14 protein-coding genes and 1 pseudogene are annotated in these 17,873 nt (G+C 34.5%); 8 read left to right on the top strand and 7 right to left on the bottom strand.

The genetic code is table 11. The annotated features are described in order from the left end of the window. Positions 1-45: 45 nt before the first annotated feature. Positions 46-1,350: pseudogene (gene tyrS / locus B0I10_RS02570) on the top strand (tyrosine--tRNA ligase); the annotation flags it as partial. A 392-nt stretch (positions 1,351-1,742) separates the two neighbouring features. Here tyrS and B0I10_RS02565 read toward each other — a convergent pair. The 6 genes from B0I10_RS02565 to B0I10_RS02540 form a co-directional block, all read right to left on the bottom strand. Beyond that, positions 1,743-2,723 (bottom strand): LuxE/PaaK family acyltransferase, encoded by a 981-nt coding sequence (locus B0I10_RS02565; protein WP_112084928.1) that lies wholly within the window; start codon positions 2,721-2,723, stop codon positions 1,743-1,745. Between the two features lie 69 nt (positions 2,724-2,792). Next, a complete protein-coding gene (locus tag B0I10_RS02560; protein WP_181456874.1) occupies positions 2,793-3,593 on the bottom strand; it encodes a T9SS type A sorting domain-containing protein in 801 nt (266 codons plus the stop codon). A 110-nt stretch (positions 3,594-3,703) separates the two neighbouring features. After that, a complete protein-coding gene (locus tag B0I10_RS02555; protein ID WP_112084926.1) occupies positions 3,704-4,045 on the bottom strand; it encodes a T9SS type A sorting domain-containing protein in 342 nt (113 codons plus the stop codon). 97 nt (positions 4,046-4,142) lie between these two features. Further along, positions 4,143-4,700 carry a hypothetical protein gene (locus tag B0I10_RS02550; protein WP_112084925.1) on the bottom strand — a complete coding sequence of 186 codons (558 nt, stop codon included), beginning with the start codon at positions 4,698-4,700 and terminating at the stop codon, positions 4,143-4,145. Positions 4,701-4,784: 84 nt separating this feature from the next. Beyond that, positions 4,785-6,194, bottom strand: a complete 1,410-nt coding sequence (locus B0I10_RS02545; RefSeq protein ID WP_112084924.1) for a hypothetical protein — start codon at positions 6,192-6,194, stop codon at positions 4,785-4,787. 29 nt (positions 6,195-6,223) lie between these two features. Further along, entirely contained in the window at positions 6,224-9,034 is a 2,811-nt protein-coding gene (locus B0I10_RS02540) for a TonB-dependent receptor (RefSeq protein WP_112084923.1), read from the bottom strand. Between the two features lie 181 nt (positions 9,035-9,215). Between B0I10_RS02540 and B0I10_RS02535 the strand changes: the two genes are divergently transcribed. Both B0I10_RS02535 and B0I10_RS02530 read left to right on the top strand, forming a co-directional pair. Continuing rightward, on the top strand, positions 9,216-9,899 hold the full coding sequence (locus tag B0I10_RS02535) for a response regulator transcription factor (protein ID WP_112084922.1): 684 nt from the start codon (positions 9,216-9,218) through the stop codon (positions 9,897-9,899). A gap of 69 nt (positions 9,900-9,968) precedes the next feature. Continuing rightward, positions 9,969-11,012 (top strand): sensor histidine kinase, encoded by a 1,044-nt coding sequence (locus B0I10_RS02530; protein WP_112084921.1) that lies wholly within the window; start codon positions 9,969-9,971, stop codon positions 11,010-11,012. A 1-nt stretch (position 11,013) separates the two neighbouring features. Here B0I10_RS02530 and B0I10_RS02525 read toward each other — a convergent pair whose 3' ends face one another. Beyond that, the gene (locus B0I10_RS02525; RefSeq protein ID WP_112084920.1) at positions 11,014-12,042 is read right to left on the bottom strand and encodes a LacI family DNA-binding transcriptional regulator; all 1,029 of its coding nucleotides are present in this window, start codon (positions 12,040-12,042) and stop codon (positions 11,014-11,016) included. A gap of 153 nt (positions 12,043-12,195) precedes the next feature. On the opposite strand from B0I10_RS02525, the gene B0I10_RS02520 reads away from it, so the two are divergent. The 5 genes from B0I10_RS02520 (at position 12,196) to B0I10_RS02505 (ending at position 17,872) form a co-directional block, all read left to right on the top strand. Then, positions 12,196-14,832: a TonB-dependent receptor gene (locus tag B0I10_RS02520; protein ID WP_112084919.1), complete on the top strand. Its 2,637-nt coding sequence runs from the start codon at positions 12,196-12,198 to the stop codon at positions 14,830-14,832. A 139-nt stretch (positions 14,833-14,971) separates the two neighbouring features. Next, entirely contained in the window at positions 14,972-15,310 is a 339-nt protein-coding gene (locus B0I10_RS02515; protein WP_112084918.1) for a glutaredoxin family protein, read from the top strand. Between the two features lie 31 nt (positions 15,311-15,341). After that, complete coding sequence (locus tag B0I10_RS15780; RefSeq protein WP_245942940.1) at positions 15,342-16,112, top strand: MFS transporter; 771 nt, start codon at positions 15,342-15,344, stop codon at positions 16,110-16,112. 18 nt (positions 16,113-16,130) lie between these two features. Next, positions 16,131-16,700 carry a hypothetical protein gene (locus B0I10_RS15775; protein WP_245942939.1) on the top strand — a complete coding sequence of 190 codons (570 nt, stop codon included), beginning with the start codon at positions 16,131-16,133 and terminating at the stop codon, positions 16,698-16,700. Then, positions 16,697-17,872: a glycoside hydrolase 100 family protein gene (locus B0I10_RS02505; protein WP_112084917.1), complete on the top strand. Its 1,176-nt coding sequence runs from the start codon at positions 16,697-16,699 to the stop codon at positions 17,870-17,872. Before B0I10_RS15775 ends, B0I10_RS02505 begins: the two co-directional genes overlap by 4 nt. The last annotated feature ends 1 nt before the right edge of the window (position 17,873 follow it).

The raw sequence follows: 17,873 nt of genomic DNA, 5'->3' as shown, positions 1-17,873 counted from the left end.
AAAAAGCAATTCCGTTTAAATTTTAAAAGTAAATAATATCCACACATGAAAAATTTAGTAGAAGAGTTACGTTGGAGAGGATTGTTTCACGACATGATGCCGGGCACCGAAGAACAATTGATAAAAGAAGCTACGACCGCTTATATTGGTTTTGACCCAACTGCTGACTCGTTACACATTGGAAGTATGGTGCAAATCATGTTGTTGGTTCACCTTAAAAATTTTGGTCATCAACCCATTGCTTTAGTGGGAGGAGCAACCGGGATGATTGGCGATCCATCCGGAAAATCGGATGAAAGGAATTTGTTGGATGAAGCGACTTTGAATAAAAATGTGGAAGGAATCAAAGGCGTTTTGTCTTGCTTTTTAGATTTTAATTCAACGGATGCTAATGCACCAATTCTAGTGAATAATTATGATTGGATGAAGGATTTTTCGTTTATCGAATTTGTCCGTGATGTGGGTAAGCGTATTACAGTCAATTACATGATGTCGAAAGATTCGGTAAAAAAAAGAATCGCTGGAGAAGGCGAAGGAATGTCGTTTACCGAATTCACCTATCAATTAATTCAAGGGTACGATTTTTATCATTTGCATAAACATTACAACTGTTTGCTTCAAATGGGCGGTTCTGATCAATGGGGAAATATTACTACCGGAACAGAATTAGTGCGACGATTAAACGTCAATACTGAAGACGAAGGAGCCAAAGCATTTGCGTTAACTACGCCTTTAATTACCAAAGCGGATGGTTCAAAATTTGGAAAATCGGAGGGAGGAAATGTTTGGTTAACAGCGGATAAAACTTCGCCGTATAAATTCTACCAATTTTGGTTTAATTCGACTGATGCTGATGCGGAAAAATACATTAAAATTTTTACGTTTTTAGACAAAGTTACAATAGAAGATTTGATTGAAAAACATCAGCAAGAACCGCATTTACGTTTGTTACAAAAGAAATTAGCCGAAGAAATTACGGTTTTTGTACATTCACAAGAGGAATATGAAAAAGCAGTAAAAGCGTCGACTATTTTGTTTGGAAATTCAACATCAGAAGATTTAAAACAATTGGATGAAGAGACATTTTTAGATGTTTTTGAAGGTGTTCCACAAATTGAAATAGATGAAAAAGATTTAGGTAGTGGTATGGATTTGGTTGAAGTTTTAAGCGGAAAAACAAAATTTTTATCATCTAATTCAGAGGCTAGAAGAGCATTGAAAGAAAATTCAATTTCTGTTAATAGAACTAAAGTTATAGAAGGTTTTAAAATCAGTAAAAATCATCTAATTAATAACAAGTTTATTCTTTTGCAAAGGGGTAAGAAAAGTTACTTCATAGTTAAGGTGTTGTCAGAACCTAAAGTATTTTCTGTTAGAAGATTAATAAGAGATAATGGAGTAAAATATGACAAAAGGTTTAGGGGAGAGTTGAATTTAAGAGGATTCACGGATGAGTCCAAATACAGAAGAATATATAAAAATGAGAAATTTGTAGTCTTGCCTAAAAGCATAATTCAAAATTCTCAAATTCCATCTTCAATATTAACAGGGTTTAAAATCAAAACTGTAATTGGAGGTGTAGAATATGCTAAAGATTCATGTGTAGTTGATTTTAGAGGTAGAGGAAGTAGTTTCATTTCGCTTCCTAAGGGACTTAAATTTGAGTTAAGACTTAGAAATAACGACAAGCTTAAATATGATATTGATTTAGAAAAAAAAGAAATTATATTAAAAATGTAACTTTAAATTACCATTAAATTACACCCTCGAATATCACTAGCATCAAAACGTCCCAACACTTCAAACGAATGGTTGGGATATTTTTTGCCTAAATCTTGCGTAGCAATAAAAGAGCAAGAATTAATATTTGCTAAATCGATGACGTTGATTCCGCCGGTTTTACTGTAATCAATATAACTTAACGCATCTTCCGTATCACGAATGAGAATAGACATCCAAGGCGGACATTCAAAAATGCCGTTTCCTAAGGAATAAGCTTGCGACAACAATTCAGTCATGCCATATTCCGAATGAATGGTGGAAACGCCAAAACCATCGCATAAAATAGCATGTAATTCTTCGCGGATGATTTCTTTTCGTTTGCCTTTCATGCCACCGGTTTCCATCACAATGGTGTTTTTTAATTGAAAGGATTGCTTTTCAACCAAATCCAACAAAGCATACGTTACACCAATTAAAAGTATATTGTGGCCCCAAGAGTCCAATTCAATAAGTTTATGAATTAATTCATCATAATTATTCAAATAAAATCCGCTTTCAGGATGATTTGAGCTTTCAATTAAATCATTAACCATATAGATTAATGATGAACCATCTCTTTCTAAATAGGAGGGAAGTACAGCTAAAACAACATAATCTTCGGTATTTCCATAAAATTGGGAGAAGGTTTTTCTAAAACTTTGTTCGTAAATGGCCAAGTCAGTGACAAGGTGTTTACTTGTCAAAATTCCGGTGGTTCCACTACTGGTGAAGGTTTCTTGTACTGAATCATTTGAACTTAAAATCTCATGACTTTTAAAAAACTGAATAGGCAAAAACGGAATTTCTTCTATCGATTTTACGTTAGATTTATCTTTTTTCAACAACGAACAAAAATCCTGATACACTTGATTATGATCATACTGATGCCGAAAAACTTTGAGTGTGATTTTCTCAAATTCTTTTTGACTACTGATAGAAAATAGGTCTGGATAAGGATTCATTGGTACAAAAATAGGAATAAAAAAAGCACCAACTTTCGTTGATGCTTTTAAAATTTATGTAAAGAAAAATTAGTTAATCACTAACTTTCTTGAAGCCGTTTTTCCTTCTTCGGTAATTTTAACAATATAAACACCTGCGTTTAAGTTAGAAACATTAATCGCTTCGTTAGAAGTTACTTTGTTGACAACTTGTTTTCCTAAGATGTCATAAATTTGGACAGTTCTCTCAGCATTAGCTTGTGTAGAAATGTTTAGCATTCCATTAGTTACAGGGTTTGGATATAAAGATAAACCTGCAATTGAATTAAAAGAAGATGTAGATAATGCAGCACCTGGACTAACAAAAGATATATTATCAAAACTGATAGTCGCACCATTATAAGCTCTCAATTGTAATAGAAATCTGCTTGCTCCAACTGGTACTTCAGATGTAACAGTTACAAATGTCCAAGTTGTTGCTTGTGGAAGGTAGCCATTATTGTTTCTTAAAGGGTCGTTTGCTGCTCCTGTTGTTCCCGGAGGATTGATAGGTGTTGTCGTGTCTTCTGCTTGAAATACGCTCCAAATTCTAGCGGTATTTCCTGTTGCAGCTCCATCTGTTCTTACTGCTTTATACCAAAAGCTTACTTCAACTGTTGCTCCGGGAACTACAGTAAATCGTTGGTCAAATCCAGTAGTGGCAGTGGCAACATATTGTACTGAAAAACTGTCGTCCTGTCCATCATTTGTAATTAAAGTTGGTAATGCATAGTTTGAGCCAGTAGCAGACCATCCATTTAATCCGTCGGCAAAAGTAGGGTTCACCACTATGTTTTGTGCAAAACCTGCGGCAGTAAAACTAATTAATAATAAAAAGTAAAGTTTTTTCATTTTATAAATGTTTAAATAAAAATTATACGACAAAGATAAGCACATTTTTTCTGAGTAGGAAAAAAAGTATGTAAAAGAATCATTAAATTATAAAAAAAGTGAAAATCTAACTACTTGATAATCAATTTTCGTGTAGCCGTAGCTTCACCTTCTTTGATTTTAATCATATAAATGCCCGGGGAAAGTGAAGAAACATTCAATTCTTTAGTATTAATCGTGCTTTGAAGTACAACTTTTCCAAGAATATCAAAAATGGTTACTTCTTTGGCTAATGATGATTTTGAGGTGATGTACACTTTTCCGTTACTCACCGGATTAGGATAAAAGCTAAGCCCCTCAATGGTAGTTTCCTGAGTTTTGTTGGGTTGCTGTGGCTTGTTTTCCTGAGCAGAGACTGTCAGTGAAACAAGAAAAACCGCTAAAAGAATAGTATAAAAGTAATTTTTTTTCATCTTTCCGACTTGGTTTGGTAAATGTATAAAAAATATTTCAAATAGTGTACCAAAAATTATAACTTCGTGAAAAAGAAACTTTTTTGTACAAAATGGACTAATTTTTAGTTACCCATTGTCTTTTTTCGACATTATATTCGTTATTGTCATCCGGAAATTCAATGTAAAAATCTTCCCCTGAATTTTTTGTAAAATAAGGACTTAAATCTTCATTGTTTACATATTTTTCAAACAATAAATTTGTTTTTTCTTTCAATTCTTTTTCTTCCATTTTCCAAGTTCTTATGGCTTCTTCATAATACGTTATTTCACCGGAATTGTTTTTTTTCAATTTTCCAATTGTGGCTACTTTTTTTATTTTAAGACTCGGTGCAATTTTAGCAACAGCGAAATAATAAGTTGAATCACCATCAATAAATAAATGTAACAAATCACTATTTTGAGCTTTCTTCAAGTAATAGGAATTATGTGTAGTATCAAATTTTGTTTCGTGAGTGGCTTTTTTAGTTGGTAATTTTTCAAAATAGCGGACAATCGATAGTTTAAAATCTTCTTGTTGTTCTTTTGATAAATAGTTATCGGGAGTTGAATTAATTTTTTCTTTCTCACAAGAAACGAATAGAAATAACAAACTTAAAAATAGGTAATTTTTCATAAAAATTTATTGAGTATGAATTGTTCAAAAATACAAAGAGCTTAACATTTTTGGTGTTAAGCTCTTTATAAAATTTATATTATATTAATAAGGATTGCTGTTCGGTAAAAAACTAGCCCATCCATCCGTCCAATCGTTAGCTCCAAAAGCTCCAACATAGGTTGTAGTATCTAGGCCTTCTAATTTAGAATTTGTAAAACTAGCACCACTTGTTAATAGTCCGGATGTAACTGCAAAACTAGGGTTAGATGAATAACCGGATGTTACATTTGCTCCGAAAAACACATTGCCATTTATGCCTAACGCAGTTAAAGCAGCAGCAAAATCTTCGTTAGAATTGGTTGTGTTGCCATTTGCTGTCCAATACGCTTCTAAGTCTGCAGCAGTAGCAGTCATACCAGAACCAACTGTAAATTTTGAACTACCTACATGGTGTAAAACGTTGTTTAATAAATTACCTCTACCATCATTATTGAAGTTATTATAAACCGATTGTTGATTCATTCTGATTCCTCTTGGATATCCAACAAAAACTGAATTGGCAATTGTTACAGCAGTAGCTCTTCTTAAATCAATTGAATGTTGGTAACTAGCACTAATGCTTTGAGTATTTGTAGCTTTTGGACCAATACAAGTAAAGTTTGAAAATACACCTGTTGTATATGAAGTATAAGCATTATCTGCAGGACCATTGTCACATTCAAATGAGTTTGAACCTGATTGATCTGCAAATGATGGATATCTCACTTCTACACCAAATTGATTTTTTCCAGAATAACCAAAGTCAACGTCAAAACTATCATCCCATGAGGCAAAAGAGATTAAGTATTTTCCGTTTACTGTTCCACCAAACCACTCAAAACCATCGTCACCTCCAAATGATACTTGACAGTACTCTAATTGCGTTTGACTTCCAACACTTCCTAACGTTATTGAGTTAGTTTCGTTGTTTGGTGATAACTCAATACCTGCGTATTCTACACGTACATATACTAAAGCACCAGAATCATCATTATCAATATTTCCACCATGTTCAACAGCAGGAGAAATACCTTCAATTTGTGGCCATTCAGTACTTGAACCTGGAGCATTACGTTGATTGTTAGTAGCTCTACCTAATATAACTAAACCGCCCCAATCTCCTCTATCTCTTTCACCAACTGCTAAATTGGATGTCATTACAATTGGTTCAGTAGCTGTACCAACTGCTTCGATTTTTCCACCTCTGTCAATAATTAAAGTTCCTTTTGTAGCTTTATCTCCTTTAATAATTGTTCCAGGTTGAATTGTTAAAACTTTACCATCTCTCACAAAAACTTGACCTCTCAGTAAGTATTTATTGTCTTTGGTTAAAGTTGTGGTTTCAAGATTTCCTTCTAAAATTACAACTTCATCAACAGGAGTAGTTGGTGTGTTGTTGTCGTCATCACTACAGCTTACAAAAGTAAATGCGGAAAGTAGTAGACTTGCCATTAAGAATTTAGTAATTTTCATAATAAAAAATAGTTAAGTGTTATTTATGTTTAAAATTTATAAGTTACGCTGAAATTGAATAACGCACCTGTTTTATGTACAAATACAGGATCGTCATTGTCGCTAATTTTGTTGTCAGTATTTGAGTCCTGAAAAAATTGAAATTTATCATCTAGTATGTTTGCAATTCCTAGTTTGTAAGTCACTTTTTCAAATGATTTAGCGATAGTAAAGTCTAATTGATTTCGTGCAATTTCATATATTGTTGCAAAGTTTTCACTACCGGCTGCATAAATTCTGTCTCCAAAACGATTAAAGATAATATTACCATTCCAACCATTTTCCTTATTATCATATCCTAAAGCAGCATTAACTACATAAGGCGATTGACCTTGAAGTGCTCTTTTTTGTTGAAGGATATTAGCAGCTCCGCCAAGTTCAACTTCTGAGAAAATGTAAGAAGCGTTTAGGTTGACAGATAAATCGGACAAGAAACCGGTTTTGAATATATTTTTCATTGATTTTCTCAGTTCAACTTCTGCACCATATAGGATGGCAGAATCAGAATTAGTGTATGAAATTCTTCTTTGTTGACTCACAGTTGGTAAATTAAATTCTATCGGTTTATCAAAGTTTTTATAAAAAACACCTATGCTTGCTGTTTCTCCTTTACTTGGATAGAGTTCATATCTCAAATCAAAATTATCAATGGTAGCTGTGGTAAGATCTGTACTACCTACTACTTCGGTATCTTCTTGAAAGTCGTAAAAAAGAAAGGGTGCAATCTCTCTAAATTCAGGTCTATTGACCGTTCTGCTGTAAGCTAATCGTAAAAGATTTTTTTCATTAAAAGTATAACTAAAATTGACTGATGGTAATACAGAAGTAATAGGTTGTTCAACTAATAACCTTTGAATTCCTTGAAAACCGTCTACTTCAAGCCTGTTGTGTTCAATTCTAACACCTCCGGTTAAAAGTAATTTAGCAATTGGTAACTCACCATAAACATATCCAGCTGTAAGCAAATTATTAGCTTTGTACGAATCGCTTTGATTTGAACCTTCTCTTAGTACCCAGCCATTGGTAGCCGTTACATTTGCCGGACTGAAAACTTCAGTTAAAGGTAAGATAAGAAGTTCTTCTTTTCTGTCAGGACTTACATTACCCGGAATTAAATAAGAAAAATATCGAGCACTAAAATCTCTGGTTTTATAATCGGTGAAGACACCAGCTTTAAGAACTATATTGGCAAATTCTTCATCATTCTTCACACGCTCAATTTTATGCTCATAGTCCACTCCTCCATTAACTGATTGTTCATTTAATTCTGAGTAGAATCTTCCTGTATCAAATGGATTGGAACTCGGAGGATCAATCATTTTAAATGGTGCATTTGGGGTGTCAATATCTCTGAAAGTTCGAAATCTTCTTAAATCAGGCAGAATGTCATTAATTATATTTCCTCCAAGAACCCAGTTTATATTGTTTTTTTCGGAAAGTTTATGCTCTCCATTAAATTGCGATGTCAATATTTTTCTTCCTGAGTAGCCAAATTCGTAATTATTCAGCAACTGGCCGGGCCTTTGATCGATGTCAAAACCTGTTCGTAAAGTCGTAAAATTTTCACCAATTTGATTATACAAGTTTTTAAATGTAATTTTATTATTAGGATTATATCGGTATGACCAGTTTGATAACAGAGATAGCCTAACCTCATTACTATAGTACGCATCATCAAAATCTCTTTGTAACTGCTGTTGGGTCACATTTCCGCTAGTTAAATCATTAATGTATGTATTTACATTTTTGGTAAAATTTTGAAATTTATTTGAATATGATAGCATATTAATTGTACTCAATAATCTATCATTCTTTAATTTTATTTGTCTTCCTAAACTAAATCCTATTCCTGTATCTAAAAATGCTGATCCTTCAGTAGGATTAAAATTATTTGATAGCTGGTTGGCAGCTAATACACTTTGTTCATTATTGTTTAATGCATCTCTATCCGATGGAAATCCACTTGGTAATTGACGGAAACCATTGTCAGTACCTAAAAAATCTGTTGGTGAACCTTCAGTCTGAAAATAATCATCAAATGTTGTATTGTTTCTAAAACCAACATTAAAAGACAACTGTGTGAAATCATTGAAATTTTCCGATGTAGTTACACTTACAAGACCCCCAGCAAAATCTCCTGGCAAATAAGCTGCTCCAGTCTTACTAACAGTCATTTTTTCTAAGGCACTTGTGGGAAGCAAATCGAAAGAAAAAGTTCTTCTATCTACTTCTGTACTAGGAGCCAAAGCACCATTAATCATAACATTATTATATCTTTCATTCAAACCCCTTACCATTACAAATTTACCATCATTAATAGTAACTCCAGGAACACGTTGCATGGCTTGTGCAGCATTACTATCTGTGCCTTTACTCATTTGTTCGGCAGAAATCGCACTTATTACTTGTTTTGCCTCTTTCATTTCCATTACTAGGGCAGACTCTGTATTCTTTCTCCTTGTAGTAGCCACAACAACATCTTGTAGAGCAACTCCACCACCGGCAGTTAATGAACTATTTATAGTTGTTGTTTGGTTTGCTTTTACTGTAACACTAACTTCAACGCTTTCATACCCCAAAAAACTAAAAACTATTTTATAATTTCCAGGTTCAGCATCAATACTATATTTACCATTTTCATCTGTAGTAGTTCCAATTGTTGTTCCTTTTAATTGAACATTTGCAAAAGGAAGTGGTTCATTGTTCATATCTTTGTCAGTCAATGTACCTTTTACGCTGCCTTTCTGGGCATACGAGAAGAACGTAATTAAAAGTGTAATTAAAGTTAAATTGAATTTCATTTCAGGTGTTTTAATTTATGGGGCAAAGAAACGGCTAACTTGTAAAGTTGATGTTATCCACTTGTTACGATTTCGTTTCAATTAGGTTACCATAATGTTAACAGATTAAATTACAGTTAACAACGTATTTCATTTTGTATTATCTTTACCTTTACATCGCAAAACGCACACACTTTTGAATATGAAAAAAAAGGAAATTAAAATCTTATTGGTTGATGATGAACAAGATATACTCGAAATTGTAGGGTATAATTTGGCTCAAGAAGGCTATCAGATTGTTACTGCTGTGAACGGAAAAGAAGCCGTTCAAAAAGCAAAAAAGGAATTGCCGCACCTAATTATAATGGATGTGATGATGCCCGAAATGGATGGTATGGAAGCCTGTGAACACATCAGAAAGATTCCCGAATTAAGTAATGTTATTGTAGCATTTTTAACGGCAAGAAGCGAAGATTACTCACAAGTTGCCGGTTTTGAAGCCGGTGCCGATGATTATATCGCCAAACCAATCAAACCAAAAGTATTGGTAAGTAAAGTCAAAGCACTTTTACGTCGTTTAAAAGAGGATGAAGCCAAAAGCGATGTCTTAACTGTTGGAAATATCGAAGTAAACCGAGAAGAATACAAAATTATTCAAGGCGGTAAAGAAATAATATTACCAAGAAAAGAATTTGAATTGTTCTATTTACTGGCTTCAAAACCCGGAAAAGTATTCAAAAGAGAAGAAATTTTAGATAAAGTTTGGGGCAACGAAGTGGTTGTGGGCGGAAGAACCATCGACGTACACATTAGAAAATTAAGAGAAAAAATTGGCGACGATCTTTTTAAAACCATCAAAGGTGTGGGTTATAAACTGGAAGTATAATTCAATTTCCTCTTTCGTTGAAAATAGTTTACTTTTGAGAGCATATTAACCAAATGAAAACTGTTTTTAATGGCCATTAATTTTAAAAAAACATACAAATTTGCGATAAAATCAGCACTTTATGTTTCCCTATTTTCTATTGGGTTTTTGCTGTTGACGACTTATTTCTTTTATGAAATAAATTGGCTGTTTATTACTGTTTTCGGACTTTCCATTTATCTTTTTTCGTTTTTTGTGATTCAATATCGGGTGGAACGATTTATTTATCGTAGGGTGAAAAAAATCTACGATGATGTTTCTTTACTAGATTCTACAACATTTAGAAGTCAGCCAATCACAACAGATATGGCCACTTTAACAAAAGAAGTTAAAAAATTTGCCACCGACAAAAAGCTCGAAATTGAAACTCTAAAAGTTCGAGAAGAATACCGAAGAGAATTTTTAGGAAACGTTTCACACGAATTAAAAACACCGCTATTTACTGTTCAAGGTTACGTTGCTACACTTTTGGATGGAGCTATGAATGATAAAACCCTTCGAAAAAAATACCTTGAAAGAGCCGAAAAAGGAGTGGAGCGATTAATCTATATCGTAAAAGATTTAGACATGATTACCAAATTGGAAACGGGTGATTTAAACCTTGAATACTCTATTTTTGATGTGGTAGAATTGGTGAAGAATGTATTCGAATTACTCGAAATGCGAGCTTCCAAAAAACACATCACCTTAACTTTTGATACAAAGTATTCCAACCCAATTTATGTGCGTGCCGATCAGGAAAAAATTCAACAAGTGGTTACCAATTTGGTTATGAATTCCATCAAATACGGAAGAGAAGGCGGAACAACTGAAGTGAGCATTGAAAACTTAGTGAAAAACAAAATTATCGTGCGAATAACGGATAATGGCGAAGGTATTCAAAAACAACATATTCCAAGACTATTTGAACGTTTTTATAGAGTAGATAAAAGCGGAGCCCGTTCCGAAGGTGGTTCCGGTTTAGGATTGGCAATCGTGAAACATATCATCGAAGGTCATAACGAAAAAATCTACGTAGAAAGTCAGTTTGGTGTAGGTTCAGAATTTTCATTTACGCTCGAAAAGCAGAAATAAATTATTTTTTACTGGACTCACGAATAATAAGTTGTGTGTCTAGAATTAGGTTTTCAATAACTTTTGGTTTATCTTCTTTCACTGCTCTGATTTCTTTCAACAACAAATTGAATGCACTTACACCCATTTCATAACTGGGCTGGTCAACTGTGCTTAATTTTGGTTTGATGACTTGCGACATGAACCAATTGCTAAAACCAATGACCGCTATTTGTTCCGGAACTTTAATATTATTCTCATTCAAATAGGCTAATACACCAACAGCCACTAAATCGGTAATCACAAAAATACCATCTACATCAGGATGATTTTTACATATTTGTTTGGCAAATTCATATCCTTCTTCAAAAGAAACTCGAACACAGGTGAAAACTAAATTTTTGTCGAAAGAAATATTGTTTTTTTCTAATGCTTTTTTATAACCTAAAAAACGATCAATGGCATTTTGCGGATTAACAGGACCTCTGATATGAGCAATTTTTTTACAACCTACTGTAATTAAATGTTCAACTGCAGCCGATGCTGCTTTTTGGTCATCTATAATTACTTTGGAGCACGGTATCATCTTCGAAATTTTGTCAAACATGACAAACGGAATGTTGCGATGAATAATTTCTCGAATATGATCATCATCATTGGATTCATTGGATAATGACATAATGATTCCGTCTACTCTTTTATTGATAAGGAGTTGAACTTGCTTTTTCTCTAATTCCAAGGATTCATTCGATTGAAGAATAATCACTAAATATTCATTTTTTTCTGCTTCTGCGATGATGCCGTTAATGACACTTGAAAAAAAATGATGAACCACTTCAGGGATAATTAATCCGATTGTTTTAGATTCTTTAGTACGAAGATTTACTGCAAAAGAATTGGGTGTGTAATGCAATTCTCGGGCTAATTCTAAAACTTTTTCACGCGTTGTAGGACTCACATCGGAGTAGTTTTTTAATGCTTTTGAAACGGTAGTGATCGAAATGTTCAGTTTTTCAGCAATTACCTTTAATGTTGTCTCTTTTTCTTTCATGTTACAAATATGGAAAAAAAAATGGTATAAAAAACCGAAAACGTTTTCGGCACTTTCGAAAACGTTTTCGTTTTCAAATAGCTAATTATTTAGCATGATATAAATTAGATTCGTAAAAAATATATCTTAATTTTATTAACTAAACAAAACAAAATGAGAACAGAATTACATTTTAAAAAGGTTGCTTTTCTTTTCCTATGTTTTTTTTCATTGACAGTTTTTGCACAATCCGGCTCAATCAACGGCGTTGTCAAAGATAATTCAGGTAACCTTTTGCCTGGCGTAAACATTGTTGTAGAAGGAACTTCAAAAGGAACTTCATCAGACTTGGATGGAGTTTTTCAACTTTCAGAACTAGAAAACGGAAACCTAACGTTAGTTGCCTCTTTTATCGGTTACAAAACAAAAAAACAAACAGTAACTATAAATGGGAATACTACAATTGAAGTAGTATTAATTGAAGATGCTACTCAATTGGATGATGTCGTTGTAACTGGAGTGATTAATCCAAGGTCGAAACTGCAATCCAGTGTATCGATAAGCTCTGTCTCAACGAAGCAAATCGAACAAGCTGCTCCCAGAGCAACGGCTGAGATTTTCCGTTCAATCCCAGGTATTAAATCGGAATCAACAGGTGGTGAAGGAAATGCCAATATCACTATCAGAGGTATTCCTGTCGCATCGGGAGGGGCTAAGTTTCTTCAAATTCATGAAGATGGAATGCCTGTCATGCAATTTGGCGATGTAGCATTTGGTAATTCCGATATTTTTATACGGGCAGACCAAACAATTTCAAGAATAGAAGCCATTCGTGGAGGTTCTGCTTCTACTTTAGCCAGTAATTCGCCTGGCGGTATCATCAACTTTATTAGTAAAAATGGAAAGACAGAAGGCGGTTCTTTAATGCAATCATTTGGTGTTGATTTTGACAATTACCGTACTGATTTTGAATACGGTTCACCCATTGGAGATGGATTATTTTTCCATGTAGGTGGTTTTTATCGTCAAGGGGAAGGTCCTCGAAATGCAGGTTATACCGGAAATGTTGGCGGTCAATTAAAAGCCAATATGACAAAGGAATTTAAAAATGGGCACGTGCGTTTGTATTTCAAACATTTGAATGATCGAGCGATTGGTTATTTACCAATGCCGGTGAAAGTAAGTGGAACAAATGCAAACCCAAATTGGAATTCACTTAATAATTTTGATATTTTACGAGACACACAACACAGTGCTTTGTTTCTAGATAATTTAACGGTAGGGCAAGACGGGCAAAGAAGAAGAAGCAATATGAGCGATGGTATGCGTCCGGTGGCGACTTCTTTCGGTGGAGAACTTTCTTTTGATATTGGGAACGGTTGGAAAATTGAAGACCGTTTCAGACAAAATTTTCACAAAGGTAGATTTGTTTCCCCGTTTCCCGCTCAAGTTCAAACTGCCGCAGATTTTGCAACCGAATTTGGTGTGCCAAACTTAACGTACGCCAATGGCGGTCAAGCTGGAAATGCAGTCAATGGTTCAGATTTAGTGATGAGAATTCATACTTTTGATACAGAAATTAATAATTTCAATAACTTCACAAATGACCTAAAATTAGCCAAAAAATTTGGCGATTTTGATTTGACTTTAGGTTATTACAAAGCTTTTCAGACGATTTCAATGTCGTGGCTGTGGAATTCTTATTTAATGGAAGTGAAAGGAGATAATGCCGCTTTATTAAATGCCGGTTCAAATTCTGTAAACGGTCTTTATGCCTACGGAGTTCCTTTTTGGGGTAACTGTTGTACAAGAAATTACGACACCAATTACGATATAACCGCACCGTATGTTGCGGGTCAATATAAATTTAGTGATAAGTTTAATGTAGATGTGAGTTTACGTTTTGATAGCGGAAGAGTAAGAGGAACGTATGCAGGGGCTACTCAATCTACAAATTTAGATGTAGATAACAACGGTACAGTTGAAGGCCCGGAACAAAGCGTATCAGTAATTGATAATGCGAATAGAATGCCTGTGAATTACGACTTTGATTATGTATCTTATTCATTTGGAGGAAACTATATGCTGGCTGAAAATCAATCCCTTTTTGCCAGATACAGCCGTGGCGGTAGAGCAAACGCAGACAGATTGTTGTTTGGGGCAAATATTTTACCATCGGGTGCAGCCGTTTCTGGTTTGAGTGCCGATATGGTAAATCAAGCAGAAATTGGGTATAAAAGAAAAGGGTCAAACCACACTTTTTATGCAACAGGTTTTTATGCTTTAACTTCAGAACAAAACTGGGATTTTGCTCCAGCTGGAATTAGAGAAATTCAAAGAGATTACACCGCTTATGGTTTAGAATTAGAGGGTAGTTATACCATGGATAAGTTCAACTTTAACGGAAGTGTAACTTGGACGAAAGCCGAAATTTCTAACGATGTGATCAATCCCGCAGTAGAAGGAAATGCTCCAAGAAGACAAGCGGATTTTATTTATAATGCAATAGCAGCCTACAAATTTGGTACAGACGGAAAGCATAATGTTGGGGTGTCATTTATCGGTACAACAAAATCGTTCGCCCAAGATAGTAATGAATTAATCATGCCGGGTTATGTCTACTTTAACCCATTTATCAATTTTGAATTAACCAAAGGATTGTTTGCTTCTGTGAATGTTAACAATGTATTTAACACCATCGGAATTACGGAGGTAGAGGAAGGAAGTATTGTTGAAAACACCGATAATATTGTTAGAGCACGTTCAATTAATGGAAGAACGAGCGCTTTAACTTTATCCTACAGATTTTAAAAGTTAGTTTACGTTGCTATTTACTTGTTTTAGAGAAAAGTTCCTTAGTCCTTTTTGGATTCGGGAACTTTTACGAATACAAAGTAGGTTTAGAATCATAATTTTTCATTTTTTTTAATTCATTTTTGAAACAATTTTTATGAACCGTTTCTTTTTTATTTCTTTTGTTTTGTTTTTTGTTGATATAGCTTTTTCTCAAGATAATACAACGCAAAATCAACAAGTAGCAATCATAATCTATGGTAGTGATTCGTGTCATTATTGCCTCGACGCAAAAAAACATGCCGAAGAACAAAAGTTGGATTTTGTCTATTTTGATATCGACAAAGATGAAAATGCACTTCGAGAAATGCTGAATAAACTTCGTGCAAATAACATCCCCACTTCCAATTTAAATCTGCCTGTGGTCGACAAAAATGGAATAGTGTTTACAAATGAACCCGATTTTACTATTTTTTTAAATAAAATAACCCAATAATAAAGGAAATGGCATGATTCAAAAAACCAAAATGAACTTTTGGCAAATCTGGAATATGAATTTCGGTTTCTTCGGAATTCAATTCAGTTTCGGGTTGCAACAAAGTAACATGAGTGCAATTTACAAATACCTGGGAGCAGATGAAGCCAGTCTGCCTATGCTATGGCTAGCCGGGCCGGTAACCGGACTCTTGGTTCAACCTATTATTGGTGCGGTGAGCGACGGAACGTGGTCGCCAAGATTCGGCAGAAGAAAGCCGTTTTTTTTGATTGGAGCTTTAATTGCCAGTGTCGCACTTGTTTTAATGCCTTTTTCAACTACTATTTTTATGGCTGCCAGCTTGTTGTGGATTTTAGACGCCGCCAACAATATTGCCATGGAACCTTACCGAGCGTTTGTGGCCGACAGGTTACCCAAAGAGCAACATTCAATCGGCTTTTTAATGCAAAGCTTTTTTACAGGTTTGGGAATCACTTTGGCCAATTTTACACCGGCTATTTTAGTTTCTTTGGGAATGTTAGCCATTAGCGATAAATTTGAAAACGGAATTCCAACGTATACCTATTGGGCCTTTTTTATTGGAGCTTTTGCCTCAGTAGCCACCATTTTATTAACTGTTCTTACAACCAAAGAGATTCCGCCCACGGCCGAAGAATTTGAATTACTCAAGGAAAAGAAAAAGACTCCGGTAGTAAAAAGAACCTTTGTAGAGATAAAAGAAGCTTTTACCAACATGCCGTTAACCATGAAACAGTTAATTCCGGTAAAATTTTTTACGTGGTATGCCATGTTTTGTTATTAGCAATACATCACTTCAACATTGTCAATTTCATTATACAACACCACCGAACAGTCCAGTGAAGGTTTTTCCAAAGCACAATTATTGACAGGAAGTCTGAATGGAACTTATAATATCATCTGTTTTGTAGTAGCTTTTGCTTTAGTTCCTTTAGCCCTAAAAATTGGTGCAAAAGGAGTTCATTTTTTCGCCCTAATTGTCGGAGGGATTGGCGTTTTTTCTATTCCCTATTTAAATGATTCAACGGTACTGTTCAATATGTATAATCCATTTGGAGAAACGATTGCGATCACAACCCTGTTTTTATATCCTGTTGGTTTAGGAATCGCTTGGGCTTCCATGTTGGCCATGCCTTATCAACTATTGGCCGGTTCAATTCCTAAAGATAAAGTTGGTGTTTATATGGGAATTTTTAATATGTTTATTGTTATTCCGATGGCCATTCAAATACTTACGATGCAGTTTTTTGTATACGATTGGTTAGGGCAAAATCCTATCAATGTAATCCGATTAGCAGGTGTGTTTCTTGTAATTGGAGGCATATTAACACTTTTTATTAAAGTTAAAAACAAAAACGAATTAACTTCATGAATTCATTAGTCTATCATAAAGCAGTCGAATTGTTAAATAATGTTTCATCACCGCATGGTTTTGAAGCTTCGGCAAATGACATTTCAAACTACAAGCGAGTTTGGGCACGTGATGGCGTGATTTGCGGCTTGGCAGCTTTGGCCTCTAAAGATGAAATGTTAATTAAAACATTTGAAAAAACCCTTGAAACCTTAGCTACTCATCAACATGAAAAGGGCACCATTCCTTCCAATGTTTATCTTGCAGAAAATGGTGTTGAGGTAAGTTACGGCGGGTTAACCGGAAGAGTTGATGCGGTAACATGGTTTATAATAGGAGTTTGTCAATTGGCTTTTTTTAAAAAAGAAAAAGAAATTATTAAAAAATATAAATCCAATATAGAAAAAGCGATTCGTTTATTGGATTGTTGGGAATTCAATAATAATCACTTGATTTATGTGCCAATATCCGGGAATTGGGCCGATGAATATATTACAGAGGGCTATGTTTTATACGATCAGCTTTTACGTATCTGGGCGTTAAAAAGTTATAATTATTTTCTTGAAAGTGACGAATTGACACACAAAATAAAAGCAATTACTGACAAAGTCGAACATAATTTTTTGCCAAATGCGGCATCCGAAAAAGTGCACCCGAAAGCCTACCAAGAAGCAGAAATAAAAGATTTTATGCCTTGCTCCTTTTCACCTGCTGGGTACAAAATGTATTTTGATGCTTTTGCTCACGCATTGGCAGTGATTTTAAATATCGGAGAACTCTCCTTTCAACGAAAAATGATGGAGCAGGCTATAAAATTGAAAAACAATTTACCGTTACAATTAATACCGGCTTTTTGGCCGCCCATACAACCAGCCGACTGGGAGTGGAATATATTAAAAAACAACTGCAAATACGAATTCAGAAACCAACCCTACGAGTTTCATAATGGCGGAAGTTGGCCTATGGTGAATGGTTTTTTTGGAATGGCACTACACCAATTGGGGATGGACCAAGAATGTGAAAATGTATTAAATTCTTTAAATAGTGCAAATGAAAAAGCTGATTTTGGATTTTATGAAAATTTCAATTCAGAAACAGGAGAACCTAATGGTGTTCGGTTTTGTGCGTGGAGTGCAGCGGCAACTATACTAGTAGAAAAAACAATTGAAGAGGATTTTAAATTATTTTTTTAAA

It is taken from the genome of Flavobacterium lacus (assembly GCF_003268815.1).
GTDB lineage: Bacteria > Bacteroidota > Bacteroidia > Flavobacteriales > Flavobacteriaceae > Flavobacterium > Flavobacterium lacus.
This window is presented reverse-complemented; position numbering and strand designations above follow the sequence as displayed.

Coding starts and splice junctions, on each gene's coding strand:
- B0I10_RS02565 (WP_112084928.1), bottom strand. CDS start 2,723: ATGAATCCTTATCCAGACCTATTTTCTATCAGTAGTCAAAAAGAATTT.
- B0I10_RS02560 (WP_181456874.1), bottom strand. CDS start 3,593: ATGAAAAAACTTTACTTTTTATTATTAATTAGTTTTACTGCCGCAGGT.
- B0I10_RS02555 (WP_112084926.1), bottom strand. CDS start 4,045: ATGAAAAAAAATTACTTTTATACTATTCTTTTAGCGGTTTTTCTTGTT.
- B0I10_RS02550 (WP_112084925.1), bottom strand. CDS start 4,700: ATGAAAAATTACCTATTTTTAAGTTTGTTATTTCTATTCGTTTCTTGT.
- B0I10_RS02545 (WP_112084924.1), bottom strand. CDS start 6,194: ATGAAAATTACTAAATTCTTAATGGCAAGTCTACTACTTTCCGCATTT.
- B0I10_RS02540 (WP_112084923.1), bottom strand. CDS start 9,034: ATGAAATTCAATTTAACTTTAATTACACTTTTAATTACGTTCTTCTCG.
- B0I10_RS02535 (WP_112084922.1), top strand. CDS start 9,216: ATGAAAAAAAAGGAAATTAAAATCTTATTGGTTGATGATGAACAAGAT.
- B0I10_RS02530 (WP_112084921.1), top strand. CDS start 9,969: ATGGCCATTAATTTTAAAAAAACATACAAATTTGCGATAAAATCAGCA.
- B0I10_RS02525 (WP_112084920.1), bottom strand. CDS start 12,042: ATGAAAGAAAAAGAGACAACATTAAAGGTAATTGCTGAAAAACTGAAC.
- B0I10_RS02520 (WP_112084919.1), top strand. CDS start 12,196: ATGAGAACAGAATTACATTTTAAAAAGGTTGCTTTTCTTTTCCTATGT.
- B0I10_RS02515 (WP_112084918.1), top strand. CDS start 14,972: ATGAACCGTTTCTTTTTTATTTCTTTTGTTTTGTTTTTTGTTGATATA.
- B0I10_RS15780 (WP_245942940.1), top strand. CDS start 15,342: ATGAACTTTTGGCAAATCTGGAATATGAATTTCGGTTTCTTCGGAATT.
- B0I10_RS02505 (WP_112084917.1), top strand. CDS start 16,697: ATGAATTCATTAGTCTATCATAAAGCAGTCGAATTGTTAAATAATGTT.